Raw genomic sequence first — 23,850 nt, 5'->3', positions numbered from 1 at the left:
CACCGTGCTCCCCGCCGATCTGACCCGCGCGCTCGACGTCCTCGCCACCACCCCGAAGCTGCTCGTCGTCTCCGACTTCGACGGCACGCTGGCCCCGATCGTCAACGACCCCCTGGCGGCCCGTGCGCTGCCCGCAGCGGCGCAGGTGCTGACCGGACTGGCCGACCTGCCCGACACCTCCGCCGCACTGGTGTCCGGCCGTGCCCTCGGCGTGCTGCGGGAGCTGTCCGCGATGCCCCCGACGGTGCACCTGGTCGGCAGCCACGGCGCGGAGTTCGATGCCGGCTTTGATCAGGACGTCGACGAGGCGCTGCTGCAGCGGGTCATCGGCGAGCTGAACGACATCGCGGTCGGCCGTCCCGGCGTCACCGTCGAGACCAAGCCGGCCAGCGCGGCCCTGCACGTGCGCAATGCCAGCCCCGCCGACGCCGAGGCCGCACTGGAGGCTGCGCGTCGGGCGGCCACCGCGTGGGACGTCCACGCCACCGCGGGCAAGGCCGTGCTGGAGTTCGCCGTCGTATCGACCGACAAGGGTCACGCGGTCGACGTCCTTCGCGACCAGATCGGCGCCACGGCCGTGCTCTTCCTCGGCGACGACGTGACCGACGAGAAGGCCTTCCGCCGAATGCGCGACGGCGACGTCGGTGTCAAGGTCGGGCCCGGCGACACGGCGGCGGCGTTCCGCGTCGATGCTCCCGACGACGTGGCCGAGGCACTGGCACACGTGCTGGCCGTGCGCAGCGTCCGGGGATGATGACGCCGGACGAGATCGCCGTCCGCACTTCGCGAGCGGTGGCCGCCGCGACCGCTGCGGGCCGCGACCTCGGTCTCGTGGCGGCGGAACCGCGGGTGCTCTACGACGTGTTCTCGGTCGTAGTGCACCTGGCGCCGGAGCCCGTCGTGGTGCGAGTGCCCACGGTGCTGCCGCCGTCGTACGCCCGTGCCCCGGAAGCCCAGACGAGTCAACAGCGTTCGGAACTCGCGGTGGCCGGCTGGCTGGCCGACCGCGGCCATCCGGTGGTGCCACCGAGCCCCCTGGTTCCCCGCGAACCCGTACGCCGCGACGGGTTCTCGATGACGTTCTGGCAATTCGTCGAGCAGCTGCCCGACGCCGAGCCGGACATGACGCGCCGCATCCGCCAGACCGCGCGGTTGCATGCCGCGCTGCGCGACTACGACTCCGAAGGACTCGAGCGGCTCGGCTTCTGGGCACCGTTCGGCAGCTACGTGCCCGAGGGGTTGTCGGCACTGGAGCGGCTGCCGCGCCTGATCGACGCCGCCGATCTCCGCCGCGCGCAACGAGAGTGGGATGCGATCGCGCCGGTGCTCACCTCGCGGGTGGCGTTCGCGGAGGCCTTCCCCGGCGTCGACCTACAGACCATTCACGGGGATGCGCCTTACCACAACATGATCAGCACGCCGGCCGGTGATCTGTGGTCGGACTTCGAACTCGTCACCACCGGCGCCGTTGAGTCCGACCTCGCGATGGTCGGCCCCGAGGCACTCGCCGTCTATGACGAAGCGGCCGTCGCCCTGGGCTTGCGCACCGTCGACGAGCGGGTGCTGCGCCTGACGGAAGCGGCGGGGCGCCTTGCCATGATCGCGGCGCTGGCGATGGCGCCCGAACTACCGATGCTCGTCGAGGCCATCGCGCCGATGGTCGACCGGTGGCGCGCCACCGAGCCGGTGACCGCGCCCTAGTTCAGCAACCAGTCGTTGGGACTGAACAGCTCACAGTGCACTTGTGCAGCGGGGACGCCGAGTTCCGATAACTGCGTCCGGAGCGCCCGGACGAAACCGTCGTTGCCGCAGAGGTACACCTCGGCCCAGGCGGGCACCAAGTCTGCGTCGAGTGTCATCCTGCCGACGTGGTGGCCGGCGACTGTCCCCGCGGGGGCGTCCTCGTACCAGACGTCGAGAGTTGCTCGTGGCAACCGATCGACGAGTTCGCGTTGACGCTCCCGCAGCGGGTGGTCGCGCTCGCTGCGATCGGCGTGCAGCACGCGGATCTCGCGTTCGGGGTCCTCGGCGGCGAAGTGTTCGAGCAGGCTGATCATCGGTGTGACGCCGATGCCCGCCGACAAGAGCACCGTAGGCAGGGCGCTCCCGGGTGCCGGCAGGTCGCCGAACGGCAACGTCACGTCGACGAGATCACCCAGGGCCACGTTGTCTCTGATGAAGTTCGAAACCTCACCGGCGGGCGCATCACCCGCGGCGTCGACCGGCTTCACCGCGAAGGTGAGGACACCGGCGCCCGGCCCGTCGACGAGGCTGTACTGCCGCAGTTGGCGGGCGCCGTCGGGCAGGGTGACGCCCACCGAGACGTACTGTCCGGGAGGGGCTTCCGGCGTACCTCCGCCGGTCGGACGCACGGTCAACAGCACTGCGCCGGAGGGATCGTCGACGCGCGACACCACGATGGCCCGGCGGTAGACATCGCCGTCGGCGACGCCTGCGGCGGCATAGAGGTCGCGTTCGAGTGCGATCAGGGTATCGGCCATGATCCAGAACACGCGGTCCCACGCCGCAGCGACGTCGGTTGTCACGGTGTCGGATCCGAGCACCGCCACGATGGCGGCGAACAGATTGTCGTGCACGATCGGGTACTGGTCGGCGGTGATGCCCAGAGATGCGTGCTTGTGACCGATCCGCGACAGCAGTTCCGCCGGATGCGGCAGCGCGGGATCGACCAGATGGCTGGCGAAGGTCGCGATCGACGCGGCCAGCGCCCGCTGCTGGGCGCCTTGGGCCTGGTTGCCCCGGTTGAACAGATTGCGAAGCAGCTGAGGGTGATTGCCGAAGAGGCGCGAGTAGAACTCGACGGTGATCTCGTCGATGTGGGTGCCGATGAGGGGGAGCGTCGCCCTGATCACCTCGGCATGGTGCGGCTCGAGTTCGTCGCGTGCGGCGGACGCTTCCGGCAGGGTGACGGTCATGGGGTAGCCCTCTTTTCAGTGAGTCGGAGAACGACGGGAAGACTTTGGCTTCCCGCGAGGTCGGTGATGGTGTGACGATCCAGTTCGCGGTAGAACGCCTCTTTGGCCTCGGCGAGGGCCCGGCGCAGCCTGCACGCCGCGATCAGTGGGCAAGGGCTCTCCCCGCCGCAGGTGACGACGTCTCGGTCGCCCTCCAGTTGGCGTACCAGCCAGCCGACCGACGCGGTACGGCCCGCAGCGGTGAGTTCCAGCCCGCCGACGCGTCCGCGGCGGGCGTTGACCATGCCGAGTTCGACGAGCCGTGACACCGCCTTCGCGATGTGATGCTCCGAGGCGCCCGCGCCGGTTGCGATCGTGCGGGTGGTGATGCGGTGTCCCTCGGACTCGCCCGCGGCCATCAGCATCATGGCTCGCAGCCCCAGATCGGTGAACCGCGTCAGCTGCATGGCATAGACGCTATTTAATGCGCACTCCTGATGCGACTTTTCGCGCTATGGCCTCTAACACCACGTAACGTGCGGTTTTTAGACCTGCGCTTACTGGTTCGAATGCCTAGGCCGGCGGTCCCGACGTCCGGCCGCGGATCAATTCGGTGTCGAGCACCTCGATCTCCGGCAGGCCCGAGCGCGACGGCTGGTGCAGCAGGCGGCCCGCACGGCGGCCCTTCTCGATGCTCGGCTGGCGCACCGTCGTCAACCCCCTGCTGATGGCATCGGGGATCCCGTCGAAGCCAGTGACCGTCAGCTGGCCCGGTACGTAGATGCCGCGCGCCCGCAGGTAGTCCATCGCCGACAACGCCAGCACGTCAGCCGTGCACATCAGCGCGGTGATGCGTGGGTTCGCCTCCAGTGCCACCTCGGCGGCCAGACCTCCGGACGTGGGCTGGTGCTCGAAGCTCTCCACGATCACCAGCTTCTGCGGGTCGACCCCGTGGGCGGCCATCGCGTCGCGCACGCCGTGGATCCGGTCGCCCTGCACGTCGAAGTGCGGCGTCCCGGCCCGGTCGGGGTCGGCGACGGCCACCACACCGGCGTCCGGCCGATCGCGGCCGAGACGCATGGTGAGCAGCCCGATCTGGCGATGCCCGAGTTCGAGGACGTGCTCGGCCATCGCTCGCATCGCAGCCCGGTCGTCGATGCCGACGTGCGACGCCCCGGCGACGTGCTTGGGCTGATCGACGACGACCAACGGCAGGGCCCGCTGTTGCACGACCGGAAGGTACGGGTCGTCGTCGGAGGCCGAGTAGACCACGAACCCGTCGACCCCGGCCGCCAGCACCGCGGCGGTACCGTCGCTCACGCTGCGGTTCGGTCCGACGGCGACCAGCAGCAGCCCCTGTCCGACCTCCTCGCACGATTCGGCAAGGCCCGCAACGAAGTCGAGGGCCGCCGGGTCACTGAACGAATAGTTGAGCGGTTCGGTGATCATCAGGCCCACGGCACCCGCGCGGCGGGTGCGCAGTGACCGGGCGACGGGGTCGGGCCCGGGGTAACCCAGCTGCTTTGCGGTGGCGAGCACGCGCTCCCGCAGATCGGCGGACAACTGATCCGGACGGTTGTAGGCATTGGAGATCGTGGTGCGCGAAACCTTGAGTTCGGCGGCCAAGGATGCCAGGGTCGCGCGGCGCCGCGGCGCTGGACCTCGGGACATGCTCCATGACGCTAGCGGGTTCGCTCAGGGCTCGTCGCCGTCAGGTCCCATTGACACGCTGACCACCGTCCATCGACCACGCCGACCCCTCATACGCCGTCGTCGCCGAACGTGCGGGCAAGGCGCGTCGTCCCCCGATCGACGAGCCCGGCCCGCTCCCTACGATGACGGCCCTGAACGTCCGCCGACGTAGATGCTTCCAGCCACGCACCCGCGAGGAATCGGGGAAAACCCTATGACTCGGCGCCGTGCGACGGCACGGTCGGGCGTTCGGTCGCGCGGCGAGCCGAGAGCCACACCGCAAGCCAGATCAAGCTGACGATCGTCGTGATGACGAAACTCGGCGGCACGTTGAACATCGCCGATACCGCGAGCCCGCACCACACCGACACGACGGCCAGTGCGGTCGCGACGGCCATCGCGGCGCCGGGCCGAGCCGTCAGCATGATGGCGGTCGCCGCGGGCGTGACCACGAGCGCGAACAGCAGCAGCGTGCCCACGGCTTGCACGGCCATCGTGATGGACAGCCCCAGCAGCGCCATGAAGATCACCGACAGTGCGCGCACCGGCACGCCTCTGGCCTCGGCGACCTCCGCGTTGACCGACGCGAAGAGCAGGGGGCGGTAGACGAAGGCGATCACTGCGGCGATCACGACGAGGACGACGGCGAAGGCGATGAGCTGCTGATGACTGACGGCCAGCAGATTGCCGAACAACACGTTGGTCACCGTGCTGCTGCTCTTGGTCGCCAGCGAGCTGAAGAACAGCCCGAGACCCGTGGCCGCAGCCAGTACGGTTCCCGTCGCCACCTCGCGCTCGTCGGCCCGCTTGCCCAGCGCACCGATGACGAGTGCGCCGCCCACGCAGAACACCGCGAGCCCGACTGTGACCGGCAGACCGATCAGGACCGCACCGGTGGCCCCTGGAAATCCGATGTGCGCCAACGCGTGTGCGGCAAATGCGCTGTTGCGCACGATGATGAAGTACCCGATCAGACCGGCCGCGAGCGCGACCAAGGTCCCGCCGATCAGCGCGTTGCGCATGAAGGCCGACGTCAGGATGTGGACCCAGTTCTCGTGGTAGCCCAGGGCGACGAGCGACGCGGTCATCACACGCTCCGCATGTAGAGCTCGCCCTGCGGGGTGTGCACGACCTGAATCGACGTCCCGTAGAGGTGCGTCAGCAGCGTCTCGTCCACCACCTCGTCCATGGTGTCGAAGTGGGCGTGCCCGTCGAGCAGGTAGATGGCTCCGTCGAGGATGCCGAGCAGGGGGTTGAGGTCGTGTGCGACCACGACGATCGTCACGCCGAACTCGTCCCGGATTCGCGCCAGCAGGCTTACGATGCTGCGCTGGTTGCGCACGTCGAGCGAGGTGAGCGGTTCATCGAGGATCAGCAGCCGGGGCCTGCTGACGAGCGCTTCGGCAATCGCAATGCGTTGGCGCTGCCCACCGGACAGCTGCGAAAGCCTACGGCCCGCGAACTCGGTGGCGTCCACCGCTGCGATGATCTCCTCGACCCGGCTGCGCTGTTCAGCACTCGCGCGCCCGAAACCCCAACGGTTGCCGGTCAACCCGAGCAGCACCGCGTCGCAGGCGCGAATCGCCGTGCCCGCGGCAGCCGCGTAGTTCTGCGGCACGTAACCGATCAGGCCGGTGGCGGCGCCGGGGCGTTCACCGAGCACCCGGATCTCGCCCGACGCGGTCGGGATGATGCCGAGCACCGCGTGCAACAACGTCGTCTTGCCGGAGCCGCTGGTTCCGATGACGGCGACGATCCCGCCCGCCGGCACCGCGAACGTGCCCTCGGACCAGACCAGCCGGCCGCCGCGAACGACGCTGACGTCGTCGAAGGCGAGTGCCGGTTCGGTGACGTCAGACGGAGACACCGAGCGCCTCGGCAAGGGAGGTGAGTTGAGCCACCTGCCAAGCCTCGAACGAATCCGTGCCCGGCGCCACCGTTTCGGTGACTTCGACGACCGGGACGCTCGCCGACTCGGCGGCGGCGCGGATCTGCTCGGGCACTGATCCCTCGGTCTGGGTGTTGTAGATCAGCACGTCGACGCCCTTGTCCTGGAGCAGGGTAATGAAGGCGTCGAGGTCCGCCGGTGAGGGGTCACTCTCGTTGTTCGACGCGGTCTGGTAGCCGGCCGGGGTCTTGTTCTGCAGGCCGACGGCAGCGGCCATCTCGTCGAACACGGCTTCGGTCGCGGCGTAGGTCTTGCCCGACGCAGATTGTTTGATCGCGGCGATGGCGTCGTCGTAGGGCTGTAGCGACGTCGCGAACGCGCTGCGCCGCTCGGCGAAGTAGTCCGCGGCGTCCGGGGCGATCTCCGACAGCTCGGCGGTCACGGCGTCGGCGACTCCCGTGACGGCAGTGGGGCTGTACCAGACGTGTGGGTTGGCCGCATCGTCGTCATGACCTTTTTGGCCGGCCTCGTCGGCACCATCGCCGTGGCCTGCCTCCCCCTCGCTGATCCGAACGGCATCGACGACGGGCGCATCCGGTGCCGAACCGGCCGCGAGCTTGCCAGCCCACTCGTCGTAGTGACCGCCATTGATCACGACGAGGCGAGCGCCTTCGAACTTCGCCGCGTCGGCGGGCGACGGCTCGTAGTCGTGTGGGTCGACCGACGAGCTGGCCAGCAGCGTCGTGACGTTCGTGCATGCGCCGCCGAGTTCGGTGACGACGTCGCCCCACTGATCGACGCTCACGACCACGTCGACGGGGGCGACGGGACACGGTGCCGCGTCGGTCGGAGTAGCCGACGACGCCGAGTCGTCGCCACCATCGGAGCAGGACACCAGGACGAACGGCACCACGAGCATGGCGGCGGCAAGGCGGCGCGAGACGGTCATAATGTAACGATAACCGTTTTCATTAGAAAGGCCGAATCGGGGCGATCAGGCCCCCGTCGCCACCGGACGCCCAGGCTCCGAACTCCATTGCGACCACGACCCGGGGAACAGCGCGAGGGGCCTTCCGGCGGCGACCGAGGCCGCCACCACCACCGATGCCGTCACCCCCGATCCGCAGTACGCGCCAGTCGCGCCGCCGAGCGCCTCGCCGAGTTCGGCGTCCGACAGGAAGGCGCCGTCGGCGCTCAGCAGCGACGTGCTCGGCACGTTGACCGCACCGGGCACGTGGCCGGCGACCGGGTCGACCGGTTCGTTCTCGCCGCGGAACCGTTCCGGCGCGCGGGCATCGACCAGCCGGTCGGCATTCGCAGCCTCGTCGGCGGTCAGCGTCGGCAGAGCCCCGGCGTACAGGTCGTCGTGGGACACCACCACGTCACCGGGTTCCGTTGCGGCCGAGCCGGTCTCGAGTTCACCACCCGCGTCCCGCCAGGCGGCGAGGCCACCGTCGAGGATGCGCACTCCCGGAATGCCCGCGGCGGTGAGCACCCACCACGCCCTGGCCGATCCGGCGCGGTTCCAGTCGTCGTAGACGACCACCGGGACGGCCGACCGGACTCCCCATCGCCGGGCCGCCTCCTGCACGTCGCGCCCCGACGGCAACGGATGCCGCCCACGGCCGACGACGGCGTGGTCGGTGAGGTCGTCGTCGAGCGACACGTACACCGCCCCCGGCACGTGGCCGGCCTCGTAGTCGGCGCGTCCGTCGGGCGCCGCGAGCTGCCATCGGACGTCGAGGACCGAGACGTCCTCGCCCGCGTCGAGGCGGGCGCGTAGTTCGGGCGCGGCGATCAGCACGTCGGCACGGGATGTGGTCACACGTCGATGCTGCCACTCGGCGCCCGCCTAAGCTTCCCGGCGTGACCGCCCACGCCTTCAGCGACGACGAGCGTCGCGCGGTGTACCGGGCAATCCTGGAACGGCGCGACATGCGGGAGTTCGTCGCAGGAGCGACCGTCCCCGCGCCGGTGCTCGCCCGGCTGCTGCAGGCCGCGCATGCCGCGCCCAGCGTCGGGTTGATGCAGCCCTGGCGCTTCATCCGGATCACCGACGACGCCCTCCGCCGCCGGGTCCACCGCATCGTCGACGACGAACGCGCGCTCACCGCCGACGCACTCGGAGCCCGCGGCGAGGAGTTCCTCGCGCTGAAGGTCGAGGGGATCCTCGACTGCGCGGAGCTGCTCGTCGTGGCGTTGGGCGACGACCGCGAGCGCCACGTGTTCGGCCGTCGCACGATGCCGCAGATGGACCTCGCCTCGGTGTCGTGCGCGATCCAGAACATGTGGCTCGCCGCGCGCGCCGAGGGGCTGGGGCTGGGCTGGGTGTCGATCTTCGAGCCGGCGCGGCTGGCACGGCTGCTCGGCATGCCCACCGACTCCGAACCCGTTGCAGTGCTGTGTCTGGGGCCGGTGCCGGAGTTCCCGCAGCGACCGGTATTGGAGATCGAGGAGTGGACTCACGCTCGCCCGCTGCCGGAGTTCGTCACCGAGAATGGCTGGGCGAGTTCTCGGCCACGCGCCGTAGGCTAGCCCCGTGTCGGCCGTGACCATGGACCTCAACGCCGATCTCGGTGAGGGTTTCGGCCCGTGGCGCCTCGGCGACGACGAGGCGATGCTCGAGGTGGTCACCAGCGCCAACGTGGCGTGCGGCTTTCACGCCGGCGACCCCGCAGGGCTGCTCCGCACGTGCCGCGCCGCAGCCGCCCGCGGCGTGCGCATCGGCGCACAGGTCGGCTACCGCGACCTCGCCGGTTTCGGTCGCCGGTTCATCGATGCCAGCCACGAGGAGCTGGTGGCCGACGTCGTCTACCAGATCGGTGCGTTGCAGGCGCTGGCCCATGCCGCGGGGTCCACGGTCGCTTACGTCAAACCCCATGGCGCGCTGTACAACACAATCGTCCGGCACGCCGAGCAGGCCGACGCGGTGGCCACCGCCGTGCACTTCGTCGATCCGGCGCTGCCGGTGCTCGGCCTCGCCGGTTCGGAGTTCTTCGACGCGGCGAGGGCTCTCGGACTGCGCACCGTGCCCGAGGCCTTCGCCGACCGCGCCTACCAGCCCGACGGCACACTGGTGTCGCGCCGGGAGCAGGGTGCGGTGCTGCACGACGTCGACGAGATCGCCGAGCGCGTCGCCGCCATGACGGGGCGCGGCCGGGTCACCGCGAGCGACGGTTCGACCATTCCCATCACCGTGGAATCGGTATGCGTGCACGGTGATTCGCCCGGCGCGGTCCGGATCGCAGCTGCCGTCCGCGACCGCCTGGTAGCCGACGGTCTGCGCCTGAGGGCGTTCGTCTGATGCGCCTCAAGCTCGGCAGACCCGACCTTCGCGATTACGCCGGATACTTCGACGCGCCCGCCGGCGACGCAGAATCGCCGGTCACCGTCACGTGGGCGGGCGTGACGACGCTGCTGATCGCCGGCGGCGACTCGGCGATCATGACCGACGGATTCTTCTCCCGGCCCGGTCTGCTCGCGGTGGGCACCAGGCGGCTCACTCCGTCATTGCCGCGGATCGACGGCTGCCTGGCCCGCCTCGGCGTCGACCGGCTCGCCGGCGTGCTGCCGGTGCACACCCACTTCGACCACGCGATGGACAGCGCGGTGGTCGCCGACCGCACCGGGGCGGCCCTGGTCGGCGGGACGTCGACCGCCAACGTCGGTCGCGGTGGCGGACTGCCCGAGGACCGGCTGCTCGTCGTCACCCCGGGCAGTGCCGTCGACCTCGGCGCGTTCGAGGTCACGCTCGTCGCCGGCGACCACTGCCCGCCCGACCGCTTCCCCGGCGACATCGAGGAGCCCGTGGTGCCGCCGGTCAAGGCCGCCGCCTACCGATGCGGCGAGTCCTGGTCGACGATGATCCGGCACCGGCCCTCGGGCCGGGCCATGCTCGTCGTGGGCAGCGCCGGCTTCGTGCCGGGCGCACTTAGGGGGCACCGGGCCGACGTGGCGTACCTCGGCGTTGGGCAGCTCGGCCTGCAGCCGGAGCGGTACCTGCGCGACTACTGGAACGAGGCGGTCCGCATGGTCGGCGCGCGCCGGGTGGTGCTGATCCACTGGGACGACTTCTTCCGCCCGCTGCACCAACCGCTGCGCGCACTGCCATATGCCGGCGACGACCTCGACGTCTCGATGCGGGTGCTCACCCGGCTGGCGCGCGAAGACGGAGTGGCGCTGCACCTTCCGACCCTCTGGGAGCGCTGCGACCCGTGGAGCTGACGCTGGCGCTGCTGGCGCTGGCGACGGTCCTGGCGTTCGCGCTCGTCCGGCCGCGCCGCCTGCCCGAGGCCGTGGCCGCGATACCGGCCGCCGGTCTGCTGATCGCGACAGGCGTGGTGTCGGTCGACGATGCGCTCGCCGAGGTCACCCGCCTGCTGCCGGTCGTGGGCTTCCTCGCCGCCGTGCTGGTCCTGGCGAAGCTGTGCGACGACGAGGGGCTGTTTCACGCCGCAGGCGTGGCGATGGCGAGGCGGAGCAGGGGCAGACCGGTACGACTGCTGACCACGGTGTTCGTCATCGCCGCGATCACCACCGCCGTGCTCAGCCTCGACGCGACCGTGGTGCTGCTGACGCCCGTGGTGCTGGCGACGGCACGGACATTGGGTCTGCCGTCCCGTCCGCACGCCTACGCCACGGCGCACCTGGCCAACAGCGCCTCGCTGCTGATGCCCGTGTCGAACCTGACCAACCTGCTCGCGTTCAGCGCCGCGGGGCTCACGTTCGCCCACTTCACCGCCCTGATGACGCTGCCGTGGCTGCTCGTCATCGCCGCCGAGTTCGTGATCCTGCGCATGTACTTCCGACGCGAGCTGGCGGCGGTCCCCGACGGGGACGTCGCGCCACCGCCCGCCGAGACCCCGGTGTTCGTGCTCGTCGTACTCGGTCTGACGCTGGCCGGGTTCGCCGTCACCTCGCTGCTCGACGCGTCACCGGCCTGGGCGGCGCTGGCAGGGGCGATGGTCCTCGGCGTGCGCGCGCTGGTGCGCGGGCACAGCACCGTGCGAGACATCGCCGCGTCGGCCAACGTGCCGTTCCTGGCGTTCGTGCTGTGCCTGGGCGTCGTGGTGGCAGGGGTGATGCACCACGGCCTCGACACCGCGATGCGCGACGTGCTGCCGGTCGGCACCTCTCTGCCCGCGCTGCTCGGCATCGCCGCCGTGGCCGCTCTGCTGTCGAACGTGGTGAACAACCTGCCCGCCGTGCTGGTGTTGCTACCGCTGGTCGCCGGCGCGGGACCCGCCGCGGTGCTGGCCGTGCTGATCGGCGTCAACGTCGGGCCGAACTTGACCTACCCGGGTTCGCTGTCGAACCTGCTGTGGCGCAACGTAGTTCAGCGCGAACGCATCCCGGCGCCGTTCCTGGAGTTCAGCAGGGTGGGGCTGGCCACGGTGCCCGTCACGCTGGTGCTCGGCGTGGTGGGGCTGTGGGCCTCGGTCGAGGTGTTCGGCGCTTGAGCGGGCTGGTCAGTGCTCGTGGCCGACGGCACCGCTCAGTTCGTTGGGCGTCTGCTCGAGCGTCGCGGACTTGGTGATCTGCCCGGACTGCAGGTCGACCACGTGGACCTGCTTGGCCGCGGGATCGCTGACGTACACGGATTGCTCGCGCGTGAAGACGGCAGGTCCCGGTTGCTGCCAGTCGTCGGGCTCGGTCCACGGCTGCGTCACCGGGATGGACTTGACCAGGTCGCCACTGACCGGGTCGAAGACGTGCAGCTGGCCGTCCGTGCCGAGCATCAGCGCCTCGCCCTGGGGACCGCGGCCGAGCGATCGGAACCAGTAGCTCACCGACGGTGGCATCCGAACTAGCTTGAGCTGGTTCGTGGTGGTGTCGATCAGGGAGAACTGTTGCGGACGCTCCATTTCCGCGTCGGCGTCGACCTTCATGTCACCGAGCACGACGGGCGAGTCCTCGTGTCCCCTGGTGTTGCCGATCCGCCCGTATGGCGTCGGGCTGGGGATCTTCGTGAACTTGCCGTTGGCGTACTCCAGCACGCCGTTCTCGCAGCCGAGGATCACGACCTCGTCGGCAGCGACCGACTCGCCATGGATGCCAGGGCATTCCTCGCTACGCGCGATCTCGCGGTCGCCCTGCATCGCGACGGCCCCGGTCCGGTTCTCGGGATCGCCGATGCTGTGCACCAGCGTTCCGTCGGCAAGGATCACGGCCACACCGTGGTGGGCCTGCGGCGTCGTGAACTTCTGCGCCTCCGGCATGCCATCGGCCAAGGCGTGCGGATCGAACGCGGTGATCTCACCCGATCCATCGGCGAACAGCACCGTGTTCTCACCGTGCACCACGACGTGTCCCGCTTCGGCTGCGGGGAACGTGTCGTCGGTCAACTCGCCACCGGCCGCGTCGAGGATGCGGAATCCCTCGGTGGTGGTCACCAGGACGTGGGACTCGTCGCCGGCCGGGTTGATGCGCAGGAAGCCATCGAGCGGGATGTCCTGGCGCACCTCGAGAGTCTCGCCGTCGAGCACGTAGAGGCCACCGTCGTAGGTGGCCACCAGCGGCTCGGGGATCGGCGCGCTCGGCGCCTGGGTCTCCGCCGACGTCGTCGTGCTCTCGGCGTTCTCGCTGCTGCTCGAGCAGGCCGTCAAGGCCATGATCGCGCAGGACAGTGCTCCAGCGCGATACAGCCACCGCGATCTCGTCATGTAGTGCTCTCTCTCGTTGGTGGGTGAAGGCCTGCGGTTATCGCAGGCCGGTGACGATGGCGTCGGCATTGGCGCGCATCATGTCGAGGTACGTGGCCCCTGGGGTACCGGGCGGGCTCAGCGACTCGCTGTACAACCGAACGATCCGAACGTCCACGTCGGCGTCCTCGGCGAGCACTCGGGCCAGGCGTTCGGGTTGCGACGAATCGACGAATATAGCGGGCACCCGGGCTGTTTCGATGGCGCCCACGAGTGAATCGAGGTCCGAGGCACTCGGCGCCGCCAGTGTCGTGCCGCTCGGGACCACGGCGCCGGTGACGGTGAAGCCGAACCGCTGCGCGAAGTACCCGAGCACGTGGTGATTCGTCACCAGCTTGCGGCGCTCGGCGGGAATGCTGCTGAACTCCTTGGCCATCATGGCGTCGAGGTCCCGCAACTTCGCCCGGTAGCCCTCGGCGTTGCGCGACACCGCCGCAGCGTCGATGCCCTCGACGTCCCGCACGACGGCCTTCTCGATCACGTCGACGGCAGCGATCATCCGCTCGGGGTCATGCCAGAAGTGCGGATCGGGCGCGCCGGAACTCTCGCCCTCGGCGTACCGGATGGGGTCGACGTGGTCACCGACTGCCAACGTGGGCACGCCCTCCTCGGCGACGCCGTCGACGTTGCGGATCACGTTCTCCTCGAGCCCCAAGCCGTTGTAGACGATCAGGCCGGCACTGGACATGGCGACGGCGTCCTGCGCCGACACGCCGAATGAATGCGGATCTGCGTTGGGCTGCATGAGTACTCGCACTTCGGCCGCATCACCCACGACGTTGCGGACGGCGTCTCCGAGGATGTTCGTCGTCACGACGATCTCGCCGCTCTGCTGCCCGGCGGCACCGCTGCAGGCGGTGACGAGTGCAGCGATGAGCGCGGTCACCCAGACGAGGGTCCATTGCCTCATCGGCCGGCCTCGACCATGAGGCCCGGGGACACCTCGGTGCGCAGCGTCCGCGCGAGACGCAGCCCGTCTGCGTAATCGATCTCGTAGACCTGGCGGGCCGCCGCGTCGTTGACGTACGCCCTGTCGGAGTCGATTTCGATGACGGGATGCGGGCCGTCGGCCGGAACGCCGCCTGGGAACAGCGGTACGCGCGCAATCTGGGTCCGCGTGTTCACGTCGATGCCGCTGAGCGTGCCGTCGCGGTGCAGGACGAGGATCGTGCCGTCACCGGACGTATTGGCGCTCAGAGCATCTTCGACCGGGATCACCGTCCACTTGCGCTGCCGGCTGTCGAGCACCCAGACGGTCCCCTCGGACACACCGGCGAAGACGTCGGCGCGGTCGCGGTGATCCATCCGCGGTGGCCGCTGCGAGGGCGCATCGGCAGGAAAGGGCATGGCGGTCACAGTCAGGTCGCCGTCGCCACCGGTGACCCGAATGGCCCCGTTGGCACAACCGAATACGACCGCCCGCCGGGTCGGCATGGACCACGATGGAGTGGGGCACGTGCCTACGAGTTCGGTCGACCCGGCGTCGTCGACCACTCGAAAGAGGCCCGCGTCGGTCACCGTCACGAGCCGTTTGCCGTACGGCACCACCGCGGCGACGTCATCGCCCACCTCGAGTCCGGGTGGTGGCTCGACCTCCTTGACGCCGAGCCGTTCGCGGTCGAGCAGCTGGACGTCTTTCTTGCCCACTACCGCAGTAATCGAATTGCTTGCGCTGACCGATGCCACGGGCAGGTCCAGCGTGCCGACGACGGCGGGCTCGGTGGCGAAGTAGTGGTAGTGGTCGCCGTGATCGAAGGTCCACGCGCCGGCGTCGACGATCGAGGTCCGATCATCGGTACCGAGGTAGGCGAAGCGGCCGTCGCTCGCGATCGACGTCACGGGTCCTGCTGACTCGATTCGCGTCTCGGTCTCGTCCACCGCGTCGTACACGGCCGTGTCACCCGTACGCGGATCGACCAGAACGAGTTTGGTGAGCGCCCCGTCGAGTTCGCGGGCGCCCTCGACGACCACCTGGTCGCCCGCACCGATCGAGGTCGCCGGCGGCGGCGCAGCGGGTTCGGCGCCGTTCGAACAGCCCACCGCCAGGCACGCGACCGCGGCCGTGGCGGAGATCTGCTTCCACCGGCTGCGCAACAGGTGGGCGGCGCTGGAGATGAAGAAGATCAGCACGGCGACACCCGCAATGGTCGCTCCACCGGCGGTTCCGGCGTGCCAGGAGATCAGTAGGCCCAAATACGTAGCGACGGAACCGAACAGCGCCGCGAGCGCCATCACACGGGGAATCGACCGCGCCCACGTCAGTGCCGTGGCCGGTGGGGCGATCAAGAGGCCGAGGACCAACAACGTTCCCACCACGTGGAAGGTGGCGACCATGGCGACCGCCATCAGGACCGTGAGCGCGACCGCAGCGAACTGGGGCCGCAGGCCGAGGGTGGCGGCCTTGCGCGGGTCGAACGTCACCGCGACGAAGGCACGGTGCCCAACGACCGTTGCCGCGAGGGTGAACACGAGCGCGGCGGCGAGGATGGCGAGGTCGACACTGCGAACCCCAAGCACGTCGCCGAAGAGGAACCCGGTCAGGTCCACCGCGAAGCTCTGCGACCGGGACACGATGATCACCCCGAGCGCAAGCATGCCGACCAGCAGGAGCCCAATACTGGTGTCCGAGGCGAGTTTCGACGATCGCCCGATCGCGGCGATGCCGAGCGCCATCGCGAGCGCCGCAATCATTCCGCCGGCCATCAGGCTGCCACCCAACAGCGCCGCAATCGCTACCCCCGGAAGCATGCCGTGCGACATGGCCTCACCGAGAAACACGCTGCCCCGCAATACGACCCAACATCCGACGAGCGCGCACAGGCACGCGGCCAGCACACCCGCCGCCAGGGCACGCGTCACGATGTCGGTTTCGAAGGGTGTCAGGAGCCAGAGTGTCACGATGTACACTCTTAGCAGTAATGAAACCCATTTTCAATAAGCCGACAGTCGGCTCGACGTCGATCGAGCTGACCAACGTCCGCTTCGGCTATCCCGGGGCGGACGTCTTTCGTGGGCTCAATCTGTCGGTGACGCCAGGCGCCGCGACCGCGGTCGTCGGCTCGAACGGATCGGGAAAGTCCACGCTGCTGGGACTTCTCGCCGGTGTACTGCGCCCGCACGGGGGCGATGTCCGGGCCCCTCGGGGCGACGTCGCCCTGGCAGTTCAGCGCAGTGCAGTCACCGACACGTTCCCGATGACGGCCGCCGAGGCGGTGATGATGGGCCGTTGGCGTCGCCTCGGCCTGCTGCGGCGTCCCAGCAGCACCGACCACGGCGTCGTCGACCATTGGATGGCCGAACTCGGACTCGACGACCTACGTAGGCGCACCATGGGCGAACTCTCCGGCGGTCAGCGCCAACGCGTCCTGCTCGCACAAGCATTCGTCCAAGAGGCCGGGCTGCTGCTCCTCGACGAGCCCACGACGGGGCTCGATGCGGAGTCGGCAGCCCGCGTTGTCGCGCACCTGCTACGCATGGCCGCCGAGGGCACCACCGTGATTGCCGCCACCCATGACCGCGAATTGATCCGAGCCGCGGAGCATCGCATCGACCTCGACGCGACGGTGAGCGTGCGTGAACTCGGGTTTCAGCGCGGCGTGTCGCCCGCAGACACGCACGCTCGCGGAAAGGGGTGAGCCGCGGAAAGGGGTGAGGTGAGGGCAGTGCGTCAGTTGGCCCGGCGCTGCCGCGCGACCTCGGCCAGCACCACGCCCGCGGCAACCGAGGCGTTCAGCGACTCGGTGGGCCCGGCCATCGGGATCGACACGATCGCGTCGCAGTTCTCCCGCACCAGGCGCGACAGACCCTTGCCCTCCGAACCGACGACCACGACCATCGGGCCGGTCGCGTCGATCTCGTCGAGTTCGGTGTCGCCACCGGCGTCCAGGCCGACGACCAGCAGGCCGGCATCGGCCCAACTCTTCAGCGTGCGAGTCAGATTCGTGGCTCGCGCGACACGCAACCGGGCGGCCGCACCTGCGCTGGTGCGCCACGCCACGGCCGTCACCGACGCCGATCGGCGCTGCGGGATCACGACGCCATGCCCGCCGAACGCCGACACCGAACGCACGATGGCGCCGAGGTTGCGCGGGTCGGAGATGTTGTCCAGCGCGACGAGCAGTGCGGGCGTCACGTCCGAGGTGGCCGCCGCCAGCATGTCGTCGGGATGGGCGTAGTCGTACGGCGGCACCTGCAGGGCGATCCCCTGGTGCATGCCGTTGGAACTCATCCGGTCGAGGTCGTGGCGCTGCACCTCGAGGATCGCGATACCGGCGTCGGCCGCCCGCTGCACCGACTCGGTGAGCCGCTCGTCGGACTCGGTGCCCAGCACGACGTAGAGCGCCGTCGCAGGCACTCCCGCCCGCAAGCACTCCACCACGGGGTTGCGGCCGAGCACCACCTCGGTGTCGTCGGTCTTCTTGTGCCTGCCCTGATCCTTGCGGGCCGCCGTCGCTGCCCGCTTGCCCGCGGGATGGTGCGGACGCGCGGATGCGGGTGGTGTGGCGCCCTTGGCTTCGAGGCCGCGCCGCCGGACACCGCCGGAGCCGACCGTCGGCCCCTTCTTGGTCCCCGTCTTGCGCACCGCGCCGCGGCGCTGTGAATTGCCTGCCATCTAGATCGTTTCCCGTCGCGTCACTTGTCGGAGCCGTCCAGGAGCGACCACTGCGGACCGTCGGCGGTGTCGGTGACGTCGACGCCCGCCGCCTTCAGTCGGTCGCGGATCTCGTCGGCCTGCGCCCAGTTCCGGTTGGCGCGGGCGTCCTGGCGCTGCACGAGCGCCCACTGGACCAGTTCGTCGACGGCTGCCAGCGCAGCCGACGTCTCGTCGCGCGACACCCAACGCTCGTCGAGGGGGTCACAGCCCAGGATGCCCATCATCGCCCGGATCGAGCGTGCCTGTGTCATCGCCGCGTCATGGTCGCCCGCGTCGAGCGCCCGATTGCCCTCGGCACGCGCCGCGTGGACCTCGGCGAGCGCGGCGGGCACCGCGAGGTCGTCGTCCAGCGCAGCCGCGTATCGCGGCGTCGGCTCGCCGGGGACGACGGCGCCGACGCGGGTGCGCACCCGGTGCAGCAGGTCCTCGATGCCCGCGTAGGCCTTGACGGCGTCCTGCAGTGCGTTCTCGGAGAACTCGAGCATCGAGCGGTAGTGGGCGCTGCCGAGGTAGTAGCGCAGTTCCGCCGGGCGCACCCGTTGCAGCACCGCGGGGATCGACAGGACGTTGCCCAGCGACTTGCTCATCTTCTCGCCGCCGAGCGTCACCCAACCGTTGTGCAACCAGAACTGGGCGAAGCCGTCACCGGCCGCCTTGGCTTGCGCGATCTCGTTCTCGTGGTGCGGGAACACCAGGTCCATGCCACCGGCGTGGATGTCGAAGGCCGAACCCAGGTACGCCTCGCACATAGCGACGCACTCGGTGTGCCACCCGGGCCTGCCCCGGCCCCACGGCGTCGGCCAGGACGGCTCGCCGGGCTTGGCGCCCTTCCAGAGGGTGAAGTCGCGGGGGTCGCGCTTGCAGGTGGCGACGCCCTCGCCCTGATGCACGTCGTCGATGCGGTGCCCGGACAGTGCGCCGTACTCCGGCAGGCTCAGCACGTCGAAGTACACGTCGCCGCCACTCGCGTAGGCGTGGCCGCGCTCGATCAGACGCTCGATCAACTCGACCATCTGGGTGATGTGGCCGGTGGCGCGCGGCTCGACCGACGGCGGCAGCACGCCAAGCGCGTCATACGCGGCGGTGAAGGCACGCTCGAAGGTCGCCGCCCACTCCCACCACGGGCGCCCCGCATCGGCGGCCTTGTTGAGGATCTTGTCGTCGATGTCGGTGACGTTGCGGATGAAGGCGACGTCGTAGCCCTTCGCCGTCAGCCAGCGCCGCAGTACGTCGAAGGCGACGCCGCTGCGCACGTGGCCGATGTGCGGAAGTCCCTGCACCGTCGCCCCGCACAGGTAGATCGAGGCATGGCCCTCGCGCAGCGGGACGAAGTCGCGCACGGCACCGGTCATGGTGTCGTGGAGTCGCAATCCGCCGTCAGTCACGACGTCGCAGCTTACCGGCCTGATCGGCTCTAATTGACATTGCGCACCAACAGGGCCGTCGCGACCGCGGCCAACCCCTCGCCCCGGCCCGTGAGACCGAGACCGTCGGTGGTGGTGGCGGACACCGACACCGGAGCGTCCAGCAGTTCGGACAACACCGTCTGCGCCTCCGCCCGCCGTGGCCCCACCTTGGGCCGGTTCCCGATCACCTGCACCGCCGCATTGCCCACGCGGAAGCCCTCGGCCAGCAGCAGACCGTGAACGTGACGCAGCATCTCGGCACCCGTGACACCGCGCCACTCATCGCGGTCGGTGCCGAACACCGAACCCAGATCACCGAGCCCGGCCGCGCTGAGCAGCGCATCGCACAGGGCGTGCGCAGCGACGTCTCCGTCGGAATGCCCGGCGCAGCCATCGGCGTCGACGAATTCGAGACACAGGAGCCAGCACGGCCTGCCGGCCTCGATGGGATGTACGTCGGTGCCGAGACCGATCCGTGGCACCCCGGTCATGATCGGGTCAGGACGCGGCGGCCAACGCCTCGTCGAGAATGATCGTGGCCTTCTCGTCCTCGACGTTCTCCGCGAGAGCCAGCTCGCCGACGAGGATCTGCCGCGCCTTGGCCAGCATGCGCTTCTCGCCTGCCGACAGTCCGCGCTCCTGATCGCGACGCCACAGGTCGCGAACGACCTCGGCGACCTTGTTCACGTCACCGGAGGCGAGCTTCTCGAGGTTGGCCTTGTACCGACGCGACCAGTTGGTCGGCTCCTCGGTATGGGGCGCCCGGAGCACCTGGAAGACCTTGTCCAAACCTTCTTGACCCACCACGTCCCGCACGCCGACGTACTCTGCGTTGTCGGCGGGGACCCGAACGGTCAGATCACCCTGGGCGACCTTGAGGACGAGGTATTCCTTCGCCTCGCCCTTGATGGTCCGGGTTTCAATCGCCTCGATCAGCGCAGCACCGTGGTGTGGATAGACGACGGTGTCTCCGACCTTGAAAATCATCAGAATGAAGCCCCTTTCACGTGTCCATCCTAACACGGGGCCGGAGGGGGCGTATGTCAACGATGCAGGTCAGGGGCACCGCCGGTGAAGAGAAGGGGTTGACACGGTAACGAATCCGTGCAACCAAGCGAATGCTCGGCAAACCGGCGGGAGCCCGTTTTCGGGCCGCGGGCGGGCCGCCGCGAGACCCGCCTTCCGAAGCGGCTCGCGCCTTTTCGCGCATGCGCGGGGCCTCGGCGCGGCCGCACTCGGGGCCGGTGAGACACCTCGGCTACCGCGGTCGAACGCCACCTACTACTCTGCATAGTCGAAGCACCGGACGCCCGTCCGTCGCGCTGCGTTTCGAGCAGGAGGCTTGAGTGAACCGCTCCCGATCGCGCTCGTCCGCCGTCACGTCGGGCGTCGCCGCCCTCGGCGTCGCCGCAACGGTTCTGCTCTCCGGATGTAGCGCCGGGCAGATCTCGCAGACCGCCATGCAGCAGCCGGCCATCAACGGCACCAACGTGTGGGTCGGCCAGCCGACGTACGGCATCGCCCTCCGAAATCTGCACCTGCGCGCCCCCCAGACGACGGACTACGTGGAGCCGGGCACCGACGCCGAGTTGATCTTCGTCGCGATCAACGGCTCCGCCGAGGAGCCAGACAAGCTCGTCTCGATCACCTCCGAGTTCGGCACCGTCAGCGTCACCGGCAAGACCGAGGTGCCCGCCAACGGAAGCCTCGTCGTCGGCACGCCCGACGGCCAGGTCAGTGCACTTGAGGCGGTCGACGTGGTCGATACGGCCGAGGCGAAGGTCGCGCTGACCAAGCCGATCACCAACGGCATCAACTACGACTTCACCTTCACCTTCGAGAAGGCAGGCTCCTCGACCATCGCCGTGCCGATCTCAGCCGGCGAGACCCAGCGCCGCGACAAGGAGCCGGAGATCCACAACGGTGGCTCCGGTTCGGCCATCGGCGAGGACGCCGGCGGCGGCCACAGCGAGGGCGGGCACTAGCCCAAGCGCGCCTGAGCGCTTCTGTCGGTGGTGACGGATACCGTCACGGCGTGACACGAACCGGCTCGAAGGCACGTTCGCAGTTCCGGTGTTCCGAATGCAGTCACGTCGCGGCCAAGTGGGTCGGCCGCTGTCCTGACTGCGGCACCTGGGGCACCATGAACGAGGTGGCCGTGCTGTCGACGGTCGCCGGCTCGGCGGTACGACGGGCCGTGGCGCCCACTTCACCCGCGGTGCCCATCAGCTCGATCGATCCCGGGGCCACCCGGCACTTCCACACCGGCATCAGCGAGCTGGACCGCGTCCTGGGCGGCGGGCTCGTACCCGGTTCGGTCACGCTGCTCGCCGGGGATCCCGGCGTCGGCAAGTCCACACTGCTGCTCGAGGTCGCCCACCGCTGGGCCGAGACCGGTCGCCGCGCGCTCTACCTCTCCGGCGAGGAGTCCGCGGGCCAGATCCGGCTGCGCGCCGAACGCACCGGCTGCAGCCACGACGAGGTGTACCTCGCCGCCGAGTCCGATCTGCAGACCGCGCTGGGCCACATCGAGGCGGTCCAGCCGTCGCTGGTGGTGGTCGACTCGGTGCAGACCATGTCCACCGCCGAGGTCGACGGCGTCACCGGCGGCGTCACCCAGGTGCGGGCCGTCACCACGGCGCTGACCATGGCCGCCAAGACCACCGGCGTCGCGATGCTGCTCGTCGGCCACGTCACGAAGGACGGCGCCATCGCGGGACCGCGCTCGCTCGAGCACCTCGTCGACGTCGTGCTGCACTTCGAGGGCGACCGCGCGTCGGCTCTGCGCATGGTGCGCGGCGTCAAGAACCGCTTCGGCGCCGCAGACGAGGTCGGCTGTTTCCTGTTGCACGACAACGGGATCGAGTGCGTCGCCGATCCGTCCGGACTGTTCCTCGACCAGCGTCCGGCACCCGTGTCCGGTACCGCGGTGACCGTGACGCTCGACGGCAAGCGGCCCCTGATCGGCGAGGTACAGGCGCTCATCGGGTCGGCGTCGACGGGCAGCCCGCGGCGGGCGGTCAGCGGCATCGACTCGTCTCGCGCGGCGATGATCACCGCGGTGCTGGAGAAGCGCGCGCACCTGTCGGTCGGGTCCTACGACATCTACCTGTCCACCGTCGGCGGCATGCGCCTGACCGACCCGTCGTCGGACCTCGCGGTCGCCCTGGCGATCGCATCGGCATACGCCGACATCCCGATGCCCGCGACGGCCGTCGCCATCGGCGAGGTGGGCCTGGCCGGCGATCTGCGCCGGGTCACCGGCATGGACCGCAGGCTGTCGGAGGCGGCCCGGCTGGGCTTCACGTCGGCGATCGTGCCGCCAGGGGTGAAGGATGGTCCAGCGGGTCTGCGACTGCTCAATGCCGACAACATCGGCGGGGCGTTGCGTGTGCTGCGGGAGATCGCGGACAATAAGGGCTGATCCGAGGAGGGGCCGATGGCCGTTGTGAAGTCCGGCGGCAGGGCAACAGTCCGCGGCGCCCCCAACAACGTGGTGCAGCTCGCGCGGCCGACGCTGCGCGAGACCCTCGGCAGGCTCGCTCCCGGGACCCCGCTGCGCGACGGCCTGGAGCGCATCCTGCGCGGCCGCACCGGCGCGCTGATCGTGCTCGGGTACGACGAGAGCGTCGAGGCCATCTGCGACGGTGGCTTCGAACTCGACGTCCGCTACGCCCCTACCCGGCTGCGCGAGCTGTCGAAGATGGATGGCGCGGTGGTGCTGTCGAGCGACGGCACGCACATCCTGCGGGCCAACGTGCAGCTGGTCCCCGACCCGTCGATACCCACCGACGAGTCAGGCACCCGGCACCGCTCCGCCGAGCGTACGGCCGTCCAGACCGGCTATCCGGTGATCTCGGTCAGCCATTCGATGAGCATCGTGACCGTGTACGTCGCAGGCGAGCGACACGTCGTTCCCGACTCGGCGACCATCCTGTCGCGCACGAACCAGACCATCGCGACGCTCGAGCGGTACAAGACCCGGCTCGACGAGGTGAACCGGCAGCTGTCCACGGCCGAGATCGAGGACTTCGTCACGCTGCGCGACGTGATGACGGTGGTGCAGCGGCTCGAGATGGTGCGGCGCATCAGCCTCGAGATCGACGCGGACGTCGTCGAACTCGGCACCGACGGCAGGCAGCTCAAGTTGCAGCTCGAAGAACTGGTCGGCGACAACGACACCGCACGCGAGCTGATCGTGCGCGACTATCACGCCAACCCCGACCCGCCGACGGGCGCCCAGGTGAGTGCGACGCTCGAGGAACTCGACGGCCTGTCGGACACCGAGCTGCTCGACTTCACCGCGCTGGCAAGGGTCTTCGGCTACCCGTCGACGGCGGAGGCGCAGGACTCCGCGATGAGTTCACGGGGCTACCGCGCGATGGCAGGCATTCCGAGGCTGCAGTTCGCCCACGTCGATCTGCTGGTCCGGTCATTCGGTTCGCTGCAGGGCGTGCTGGCCGCAAGCGCGAGCGATCTGCAGTCGGTCGACGGCATCGGATCCATGTGGGCGCGTCACATCCGGGAGGGCCTGTCGGCGCTCGCGGAGTCGACGATCGCCGATCAACTCGCCTGAGTTCTTCGCCGAACTGGA

25 protein-coding genes are annotated in these 23,850 nt (G+C 69.6%); 11 read left to right on the top strand and 14 right to left on the bottom strand.

The window, feature by feature from the left end:
• Positions 1-4 precede the first annotated feature (4 nt).
• A complete protein-coding gene (gene otsB, locus LOK44_RS06250) occupies positions 5-754 on the top strand; it encodes a trehalose-phosphatase (RefSeq protein ID WP_237569158.1) in 750 nt (249 codons plus the stop codon).
• Positions 751-1,701, top strand: a complete 951-nt coding sequence (locus LOK44_RS06245; RefSeq protein ID WP_237569157.1) for an aminoglycoside phosphotransferase/kinase family protein — start codon at positions 751-753, stop codon at positions 1,699-1,701. Before otsB ends, LOK44_RS06245 begins: the two co-directional genes overlap by 4 nt.
• On the opposite strand, the gene LOK44_RS06240 is transcribed toward LOK44_RS06245, so the two are convergent.
• From LOK44_RS06240 to LOK44_RS06210, 7 genes are all read right to left on the bottom strand, one after another.
• Positions 1,698-2,936, bottom strand: coding sequence for a globin domain-containing protein (locus LOK44_RS06240; RefSeq protein WP_237569156.1), 1,239 nt, complete (start codon positions 2,934-2,936; stop codon positions 1,698-1,700). The two genes, LOK44_RS06245 and LOK44_RS06240, sit on opposite strands and share 4 nt — an antisense overlap.
• Positions 2,933-3,382 carry an Rrf2 family transcriptional regulator gene (locus LOK44_RS06235; protein ID WP_237569155.1) on the bottom strand — a complete coding sequence of 150 codons (450 nt, stop codon included), beginning with the start codon at positions 3,380-3,382 and terminating at the stop codon, positions 2,933-2,935. The genes LOK44_RS06240 and LOK44_RS06235 overlap by 4 nt, the downstream gene beginning before the upstream one ends.
• 106 nt (positions 3,383-3,488) lie before the next feature.
• A complete protein-coding gene (locus LOK44_RS06230) occupies positions 3,489-4,586 on the bottom strand; it encodes an Rv3575c family transcriptional regulator (protein ID WP_237569154.1) in 1,098 nt (365 codons plus the stop codon).
• A gap of 233 nt (positions 4,587-4,819) precedes the next feature.
• Entirely contained in the window at positions 4,820-5,695 is an 876-nt protein-coding gene (locus LOK44_RS06225; RefSeq protein WP_237569153.1) for a metal ABC transporter permease, read from the bottom strand.
• Positions 5,695-6,474 (bottom strand): metal ABC transporter ATP-binding protein, encoded by a 780-nt coding sequence (locus tag LOK44_RS06220; RefSeq protein ID WP_237569152.1) that lies wholly within the window; start codon positions 6,472-6,474, stop codon positions 5,695-5,697. Before LOK44_RS06220 ends, LOK44_RS06225 begins: the two co-directional genes overlap by 1 nt.
• Positions 6,461-7,444: a metal ABC transporter solute-binding protein, Zn/Mn family gene (locus LOK44_RS06215; protein WP_237569151.1), complete on the bottom strand. Its 984-nt coding sequence runs from the start codon at positions 7,442-7,444 to the stop codon at positions 6,461-6,463. The genes LOK44_RS06220 and LOK44_RS06215 overlap by 14 nt, the downstream gene beginning before the upstream one ends.
• Positions 7,445-7,489: 45 nt before the next feature.
• Entirely contained in the window at positions 7,490-8,320 is an 831-nt protein-coding gene (locus LOK44_RS06210; RefSeq protein WP_237569150.1) for a sulfurtransferase, read from the bottom strand.
• Positions 8,321-8,361: 41 nt separating this feature from the next.
• Between LOK44_RS06210 and bluB the strand changes: the two genes are divergently transcribed.
• Genes bluB through LOK44_RS06190 form a run of 4 tightly spaced genes read left to right on the top strand, consistent with a single transcriptional unit; the run spans position 8,362 to position 11,954 of the window.
• Positions 8,362-9,030, top strand: coding sequence for a 5,6-dimethylbenzimidazole synthase (gene bluB / locus LOK44_RS06205; protein WP_237569149.1), 669 nt, complete (start codon positions 8,362-8,364; stop codon positions 9,028-9,030).
• Positions 9,031-9,049: 19 nt separating this feature from the next.
• Positions 9,050-9,799: a LamB/YcsF family protein gene (locus tag LOK44_RS06200; protein ID WP_237569762.1), complete on the top strand. Its 750-nt coding sequence runs from the start codon at positions 9,050-9,052 to the stop codon at positions 9,797-9,799.
• Positions 9,799-10,719 carry an MBL fold metallo-hydrolase gene (locus LOK44_RS06195; protein ID WP_237569148.1) on the top strand — a complete coding sequence of 307 codons (921 nt, stop codon included), beginning with the start codon at positions 9,799-9,801 and terminating at the stop codon, positions 10,717-10,719. The genes LOK44_RS06200 and LOK44_RS06195 overlap by 1 nt, the downstream gene beginning before the upstream one ends.
• Entirely contained in the window at positions 10,716-11,954 is a 1,239-nt protein-coding gene (locus LOK44_RS06190; protein ID WP_237569761.1) for an SLC13 family permease, read from the top strand. The genes LOK44_RS06195 and LOK44_RS06190 overlap by 4 nt, the downstream gene beginning before the upstream one ends.
• A gap of 9 nt (positions 11,955-11,963) precedes the next feature.
• On the opposite strand, the gene aztD is transcribed toward LOK44_RS06190, so the two are convergent.
• On the bottom strand, positions 11,964-13,007 hold the full coding sequence (gene aztD, locus LOK44_RS06185) for a zinc metallochaperone AztD (RefSeq protein WP_504928323.1): 1,044 nt from the start codon (positions 13,005-13,007) through the stop codon (positions 11,964-11,966).
• Here aztD and LOK44_RS30190 point away from each other — a divergent pair.
• Entirely contained in the window at positions 13,000-13,161 is a 162-nt protein-coding gene (locus tag LOK44_RS30190; RefSeq protein WP_504928322.1) for a hypothetical protein, read from the top strand. The genes aztD and LOK44_RS30190 overlap by 8 nt on opposite strands.
• 33 nt (positions 13,162-13,194) lie before the next feature.
• Here LOK44_RS30190 and aztC read toward each other — a convergent pair whose 3' ends face one another.
• Positions 13,195-14,106, bottom strand: a complete 912-nt coding sequence (gene aztC, locus LOK44_RS06180; protein WP_237569146.1) for a zinc ABC transporter substrate-binding protein AztC — start codon at positions 14,104-14,106, stop codon at positions 13,195-13,197.
• Positions 14,103-16,094 carry a zinc ABC transporter permease AztB gene (aztB, locus tag LOK44_RS06175; protein ID WP_237569145.1) on the bottom strand — a complete coding sequence of 664 codons (1,992 nt, stop codon included), beginning with the start codon at positions 16,092-16,094 and terminating at the stop codon, positions 14,103-14,105. Before aztB ends, aztC begins: the two co-directional genes overlap by 4 nt.
• Before the next feature lie 20 nt (positions 16,095-16,114).
• On the opposite strand from aztB, the gene aztA reads away from it, so the two are divergent.
• Positions 16,115-16,831 carry a zinc ABC transporter ATP-binding protein AztA gene (gene aztA / locus LOK44_RS06170; RefSeq protein ID WP_237569144.1) on the top strand — a complete coding sequence of 239 codons (717 nt, stop codon included), beginning with the start codon at positions 16,115-16,117 and terminating at the stop codon, positions 16,829-16,831.
• 32 nt (positions 16,832-16,863) lie between these two features.
• Here the strand turns inward: aztA and rlmB are convergent, their stop codons facing one another.
• The 4 genes from rlmB to LOK44_RS06150 are packed head-to-tail and all read right to left on the bottom strand — an operon-like array spanning position 16,864 to position 20,243.
• Positions 16,864-17,808, bottom strand: a complete 945-nt coding sequence (gene rlmB / locus LOK44_RS06165) for a 23S rRNA (guanosine(2251)-2'-O)-methyltransferase RlmB (protein WP_237569143.1) — start codon at positions 17,806-17,808, stop codon at positions 16,864-16,866.
• Positions 17,809-17,828: 20 nt separating this feature from the next.
• The gene (gene cysS / locus LOK44_RS06160) at positions 17,829-19,235 is read right to left on the bottom strand and encodes a cysteine--tRNA ligase (RefSeq protein ID WP_308192716.1); all 1,407 of its coding nucleotides are present in this window, start codon (positions 19,233-19,235) and stop codon (positions 17,829-17,831) included.
• A gap of 29 nt (positions 19,236-19,264) precedes the next feature.
• Positions 19,265-19,747 carry a 2-C-methyl-D-erythritol 2,4-cyclodiphosphate synthase gene (gene ispF / locus LOK44_RS06155; protein WP_237569142.1) on the bottom strand — a complete coding sequence of 161 codons (483 nt, stop codon included), beginning with the start codon at positions 19,745-19,747 and terminating at the stop codon, positions 19,265-19,267.
• A gap of 7 nt (positions 19,748-19,754) precedes the next feature.
• Positions 19,755-20,243, bottom strand: a complete 489-nt coding sequence (locus tag LOK44_RS06150; RefSeq protein WP_163921553.1) for a CarD family transcriptional regulator — start codon at positions 20,241-20,243, stop codon at positions 19,755-19,757.
• Positions 20,244-20,602: 359 nt separating this feature from the next.
• On the opposite strand from LOK44_RS06150, the gene LOK44_RS06145 reads away from it, so the two are divergent.
• From LOK44_RS06145 to disA, 3 genes are read left to right on the top strand one after another with little or no spacing between them, the layout of a single operon-like run.
• The gene (locus LOK44_RS06145) at positions 20,603-21,241 is read left to right on the top strand and encodes a copper chaperone PCu(A)C domain-containing protein (protein WP_237569141.1); all 639 of its coding nucleotides are present in this window, start codon (positions 20,603-20,605) and stop codon (positions 21,239-21,241) included.
• Positions 21,242-21,291: 50 nt separating this feature from the next.
• Entirely contained in the window at positions 21,292-22,680 is a 1,389-nt protein-coding gene (gene radA, locus LOK44_RS06140) for a DNA repair protein RadA (RefSeq protein ID WP_237569140.1), read from the top strand.
• A gap of 15 nt (positions 22,681-22,695) precedes the next feature.
• Positions 22,696-23,832: a DNA integrity scanning diadenylate cyclase DisA gene (gene disA / locus LOK44_RS06135; RefSeq protein WP_237569139.1), complete on the top strand. Its 1,137-nt coding sequence runs from the start codon at positions 22,696-22,698 to the stop codon at positions 23,830-23,832.
• The last annotated feature ends 18 nt before the right edge of the window (positions 23,833-23,850 follow it).

It is taken from the genome of Mycolicibacterium lacusdiani (assembly GCF_021916785.1).
Taxonomy (GTDB): Bacteria; Actinomycetota; Actinomycetes; order Mycobacteriales; family Mycobacteriaceae; genus Mycobacterium; species Mycobacterium lacusdiani.
Note: the sequence above shows the minus strand (reverse complement) of the source record. Positions and strands in the feature narration are given on the sequence as shown.